Raw genomic sequence first — 5,351 nt, 5'->3', positions numbered from 1 at the left:
GAAAATTCACTCTTTGTGGAACAGGCCGAAAAGCCTGTTCCTAAAAAGCTTATTGAGAATGGTGCAACATCTCAGATCAAACCGGGTTAGTTTGGTTTTTAGTCATTAATTAACTGTGATTTTATAATTTTATGATACAAACCTTAATTGAGCCGTTACAGTACGGATTCATGCAGCGATCGCTCGTAATTGCCATTCTAGTCGGCATCGTCTGCGCGATCGTCGGCAGCTACCTAATGGTACAGCGGCTGGCCTTGCTCGGAGACGCCATCAGCCACTCGGTTTTGCCCGGATTGGCGATCGCATTTATCCTCGGAGCAAATATCTTTGTCGGCGCTTTCATTGCCGGAGTTTTGAGTACAGTAATCATAGCTTGGATCAAAGCTCGATCGACAATCAAAGAAGACGCCGCAATGGGCATCGTATTTTCGGCATTCTTCGCCCTCGGCATCACCCTAATTACGATCGTCCAAAAAGACAACAAAATCGACCTCAACCACTTTCTTTTCGGCAACATCCTCGGCGTTACCGCCCAAGATGCGATCGACACAGCCGTCATAGTCGCCGTAGTCTTATTAGTTGTAGTATTCTTTTACAAAGAACTGCTATTTTACACATTCGATCCATTAGGAGCGCAAGCAACAGGTTTACCAGTAAACCTGCTCAACTTCGGACTGATGGTACTCATCGCCCTCACAATAGTTGCCAGCCTCAAAGCCGTTGGCGTCGTGCTAGTCTTGTCCCTATTAATTACACCTGCAAGTACCGCCTATCTCCTAGTCACTCGTCTGCACCAAGTAATGATTTTAGGCGCAATAATCGGAGTTATTTCCAGCATTAGCGGAATGTATCTCAGCTACTTTTATAACTTGCCATCCGGCCCCGCAATAGTTTTAGTTGCATCGGGATTATTTGTGCTATCATTACTGTTCAGTCCGACTCAAGGAATCCTCACCCAGCCCCGCACACACTCCGGCCAAATTCCTCCAATATGGCGGGAATTAAAAAATTTAACCAAAGGCAGATAACAAATAACTTTGTAGTAACTCACATCTTGCACAATTCTCGCTTAACAGGCAAGATGCCTGTTCCACAAGAAAATTCACTCTTTGTGGAACAGGCCGAAAAGCCTGTTCCTAAAAAGCTTATTGAGAATGGTGCAACATCTCAGATACTCCCGAATCGGGCGATCGCAACTGCGAACTATTGCTCAAAAAAACAGTACAATAACAAAAGTTAAAATTTCACGCAAACAGATCTACTAAGTTAAAAAAACATGAGCGTCAAAGTAGGAGACACCGCACCCGATTTTACCTTACCATCTCAAACTGGCACATCAGTCAGCCTCAAAGATTTTAAAGGTAAAAAAAACGTCATAGTCTACTTTTACCCCAAAGACGACACACCCGGATGCACGACTCAAGCTTGCGCTTTTCGAGATAGCTACGAAGTCTTCAAAGACGCAGGCGCAGAAGTCATAGGAATTAGCGAAGATACCCAACAATCGCACCAGCAATTTGCCACCAAATATCAGCTACCCTTTACACTGCTGAGCGATACTGGCAACAAAGTTCGGCAATTATATGGAGTTCCAGCTACCCTGTGGATTATGCCCGGTAGAGTAACTTATGTCATTGACAAAGAAGGCATTGTCAAGCATATTTTTGACTCGATGTTAGACTTCAAAGCACACGTTGCAGAAGCACTCAAAACTTTGGAAGCTATTAAAAGTTAGGTGGCGCGCGGGTGGCCAGAAACCGGGTTTTTTTACGAAAATGATTTGCTATCTAGCAGATTAGCTAAAAAACCCGGTTTCTTCGATATTGGCGCGAAAATCGCAGTGCAGGCCGCGCGTTTCCATTCAATTAGTTTCGCCAGCGAGTGGGGAGTTGGGCCAACAAATTTGGTGCGACCATTGCGCCGATGCAGGTCAGTTTCCATTCAATTAGTTTCCCCAGCCAGTGGGGATCACCAACACAGATTATCAAACTTGACCCCAGAGTTAACAAACTTTCCATTCAATTAGTTTCCCCAGCGAGTGGGGAGTGTCACGTTGTTCAATCGATTGGGCTAATCTTAAGCCGGAGTTTACCATTCGCCTCAATTTCTATATCTACATGATGCCTTCCGCTTGATGTCGCAACAGCAACAGTTCCAGCTAAGGCTCCGATACCAGCGCCAACTGCTGCTCCAACAGGGCCACCAACTATAAATCCAAGAATAGCACCTGCACCAGCACCAGCAAAAATATAGAGGGCAGAGTAGTTAATTGTAGTAACTCCAGCAGAAGAAGGGATGAATGCGCCTGTAGCTATATTTACCCACTCTCCCGATTTGTTCTTGTGTAACTCAAAAATGGTTTTTAACTTCTCTGGAAGGTCTGAATATCGCTCGTAGTCTGTAATAACTTCAACTTGCTCACTTTGCTCCAAGGCTGTCTTTAGCTCACGATAAAACATTTCTGTATCTGAGAAAACTAACTTCCGCATACATTCCATTCAATTAGTTTCACCTCCATTCTACACCCCAGACAGCGCAAGGAGTCTAGAGGGATATCTGCGACACCCGCGACAAAAAATTAAGGAACGGCCCAGGGACAGTTTTGGCAAGCTGCTGTATGTTAATTATCAGATAGATTTGCCCGATCGCTCAGAGAACGAATTCAGTCTGTGGGTGCAAAGATATATGGATAGCCCCCAAGTGCTTTCCCCGCCGAGTTTGGTAGAAAAACACCGACAAGCAGCGAAAGATTTAGTCGCGAGATACAGCTAGCTGGTAAAGACAGATTTTACCACTTGTTCGTAGTCAGCACCTCAGTCATGATTCTCTAAAAAACCAAGAAAGGACTAAAGTCCTTACTAAAAACTCGTGGTTCGTAGTAAGGACTTTAGTCCTTTTTTGCTAACGACTTGCAGCCATTAACAATTAGCACTCAGCAATTATCTAGCTTTTTGCAACACTCGATTTTTCAGATGTAGCGCTTTCGGCAGTTTTGCCATTTTTGCTATTACCGTTACCGTTGCTGTGCCGGGGTTGGATAACTCCATAGCCACCGTGAGTCTTGCGTTCGTAGAGTACGTTAATTTCGTCTGTTTCCGCATTACGGAACATATAGAAATCGTGATCGATAATCTGCAATTGTTCCAAAGCTTGTTGCACAGTCATTGGAGGCATAGCAAAATACTTAGTCCGTACCACCTCAGCAGGAAGTTCGGGAGTTCGATCGCCAATTAGATCCGCTACTACAGGATGTTCTTCAACTGCCGTAACCGTTTTAACACTACTCTGGATTTTGTTGTCGTGGCGTTTTTCCTTAAATTTCCGCAGTTGACGAGCTATCTTGTCGGCAACCAAATCTATGCTGGCATACAGGCTTTCCGTGCTTTCTTCAGCCCGAATAACGCTGCCGTTAGCATAAATTGTCACCTCAGCAGTCTGCTTAGGATTGATCCTGGGATTACGAGCCACCGATAGATGTATGTCCACTTCTGTAGTCAAATTTTGAAAATGGCTAACTGCCTTTTCCACCTTTTGATTGACGTACTCGCGAATCGCATCGGTGATTTCTATATTTTTACCCTGGATAACAAGCTTCATAGAGCTCCCTCCCTTCTGTAACTTCGGTATATTTTATACAGTAGCACTATGTATTCTCGAAAACACTTATCTTCCAAATCTTTTATTATATGTTGACAATTCTTGATTTAAACTGCGCCAATATTCCGTAATAACACTATTGACTTTTTTGCATGATTTCTCCTCTCATCCCTCAACAGTTAAATGCACAACCCTGTTTGCTCCTCGATTGGGGACAAGTTCCCTACTCCCAAGCTTGGGAAATTCAGCAAAAACTCGTGCAAGAACGCCGCGACAAGCCTGATTTGCCAGATGTCCTGATTTTGCTGGAACATCCGCCGGTTTACACTTTGGGAATGGGAGCAAAGCTGGAATTTCTGAAATTTGACCCAAGCCAAACTGGGGCGGAACTTCACCGAGTTGAGCGGGGCGGCGAGGTGACTTACCACTGTCCGGGCCAATTGGTGGGGTATCCGATTTTAAATTTGCGCCGTCACCAGCCTGATTTGCACTGGTATTTGCGGCAGTTGGAGGAAGTGCTGCTGGGGGTGCTGGAAGTTTTGGGGTTGAAGGGTTCGCGGGTTCCCGGTATGACTGGGGTTTGGGTGGATGGGTGCAAGCTAGGGGCGATCGGCATTAAAGTCAGCCGCTGGATTACGATGCACGGTTTTGCTTTAAATGTTTGTCCGGATCTCGCAGGCTTTGGGCAAATTGTACCTTGCGGGATTCCCGATCGACCTGTTGGCAGTTTAGAGCAGTTTATCCCCGGAATTGAGGTCGATCGAGTGCGATCGATCCTTGTCGCTGAGTTTGCTCGCGTTTTTGCAGTGGAAATTGTGCGATTCCCTACGGGATAGCTTCGCTTCACGAATGTGTAGGGTGCGTCGCTGTCAACACTACTAACTATCGCAGTCGGTTTTTTAAGTGCGATCGGGATCGTCTTCCTCATACACCATTAAATCGCCCGGTTGGCAGTTTAGCGCTTTGCACAGAGCATTGAGAGTGGATTCGTCAATTCTCGTGAGGCGACGGCGGGTTTTGAGTCTCGAAAACGAAGTTGGGTGCATTCCCACCAAAGCAGCCAACTCTTTGTTGCTGATATTACGCTCGGCCATTACAACTGCCAATTTCCAACGGATGACCACTGTTGATGCTCAATTAATAGCCTGGAGTTTGCAAGCTGATGTTACCATCCCGCAACCTTCACTATCCTTTAATTAACCGCTACGGTAAATTATTTGAGTTTGTCAGTTTACTAGAATCAGAAAATGAACTATGCTGAGGATGTACAAACGGAAAAGCGATCGCCCCTTGGCCTCGAAAACTCAAGGGCGATCGCTCTCCGACTATTGTGTAGTTAAAACTCATGATATCACAGCCAAAGTCAGTTCCCGAACTCCTGCGCGAAGAAATTCCCGACGCACCCACCGGCAAGCAACCGATCCGATTGTTGATTTGCGGGATTCCCAAAGGAGTCGAAAGCCTCATCAATCTGCTGCACGTTTTGGGTTTTGCAGAAGTTGGTGAATGGAGCCCGCCTTTACCGTCCCCGATCGCAGGCGAAGTAATGCGGATTTTAACCCGTTACTGGAAAGAATAATTTTTCAGGGCGATCGCCCTTTATTGAGCAAAGTGCGATCGTTCTTAAATTATCAAAAACATCAGGCTTAATTCTCGACCCAATCACTTAGGAATGATAATTAAATAACTTCCACTCTTGAAAGTGGGATGGGCGTCCCGCCCGTCCACTCATGACGGGCGGGACGCCCATCCCA

8 protein-coding genes are annotated in these 5,351 nt (G+C 45.7%); 5 read left to right on the top strand and 3 right to left on the bottom strand.

The features are described from left to right. Positions 1-131 precede the first annotated feature (131 nt). Genes QUA88_RS29190 through QUA88_RS29180 form a run of 3 tightly spaced genes read left to right on the top strand, consistent with a single transcriptional unit; the run spans position 132 to position 1,735 of the window. Complete coding sequence (locus tag QUA88_RS29190; RefSeq protein ID WP_333275202.1) at positions 132-1,028, top strand: metal ABC transporter permease; 897 nt, start codon at positions 132-134, stop codon at positions 1,026-1,028. 53 nt (positions 1,029-1,081) lie between these two features. Beyond that, the gene (locus tag QUA88_RS29185) at positions 1,082-1,240 is read left to right on the top strand and encodes a hypothetical protein (RefSeq protein WP_333275200.1); all 159 of its coding nucleotides are present in this window, start codon (positions 1,082-1,084) and stop codon (positions 1,238-1,240) included. A 36-nt stretch (positions 1,241-1,276) separates the two neighbouring features. After that, complete coding sequence (locus QUA88_RS29180) at positions 1,277-1,735, top strand: peroxiredoxin (protein WP_333053911.1); 459 nt, start codon at positions 1,277-1,279, stop codon at positions 1,733-1,735. 322 nt (positions 1,736-2,057) lie between these two features. Here the strand turns inward: QUA88_RS29180 and QUA88_RS29175 are convergent, their stop codons facing one another. After that, positions 2,058-2,489, bottom strand: coding sequence for a hypothetical protein (locus QUA88_RS29175; RefSeq protein ID WP_333262938.1), 432 nt, complete (start codon positions 2,487-2,489; stop codon positions 2,058-2,060). Positions 2,490-2,943: 454 nt separating this feature from the next. Next, on the bottom strand, positions 2,944-3,597 hold the full coding sequence (gene hpf / locus QUA88_RS29170; RefSeq protein WP_333053915.1) for a ribosome hibernation-promoting factor, HPF/YfiA family: 654 nt from the start codon (positions 3,595-3,597) through the stop codon (positions 2,944-2,946). Positions 3,598-3,749: 152 nt separating this feature from the next. On the opposite strand from hpf, the gene lipB reads away from it, so the two are divergent. After that, complete coding sequence (lipB, locus tag QUA88_RS29165) at positions 3,750-4,433, top strand: lipoyl(octanoyl) transferase LipB (RefSeq protein ID WP_333210900.1); 684 nt, start codon at positions 3,750-3,752, stop codon at positions 4,431-4,433. A 63-nt stretch (positions 4,434-4,496) separates the two neighbouring features. Here lipB and QUA88_RS29160 read toward each other — a convergent pair whose 3' ends face one another. After that, entirely contained in the window at positions 4,497-4,721 is a 225-nt protein-coding gene (locus tag QUA88_RS29160; protein WP_333210902.1) for a helix-turn-helix domain-containing protein, read from the bottom strand. A 221-nt stretch (positions 4,722-4,942) separates the two neighbouring features. On the opposite strand from QUA88_RS29160, the gene QUA88_RS29155 reads away from it, so the two are divergent. Then, a complete protein-coding gene (locus QUA88_RS29155) occupies positions 4,943-5,176 on the top strand; it encodes a hypothetical protein (RefSeq protein ID WP_333053920.1) in 234 nt (77 codons plus the stop codon). Positions 5,177-5,351 lie beyond the last annotated feature (175 nt).

The sequence above is a fragment of the Microcoleus sp. D3_18_C2 genome, assembly GCF_036702395.1.
GTDB lineage: Bacteria > Cyanobacteriota > Cyanobacteriia > Cyanobacteriales > Microcoleaceae > Microcoleus.
The sequence above is the reverse complement of the archived record's forward strand: the minus strand, read 5'-3'. Positions and strand labels throughout refer to the sequence as shown.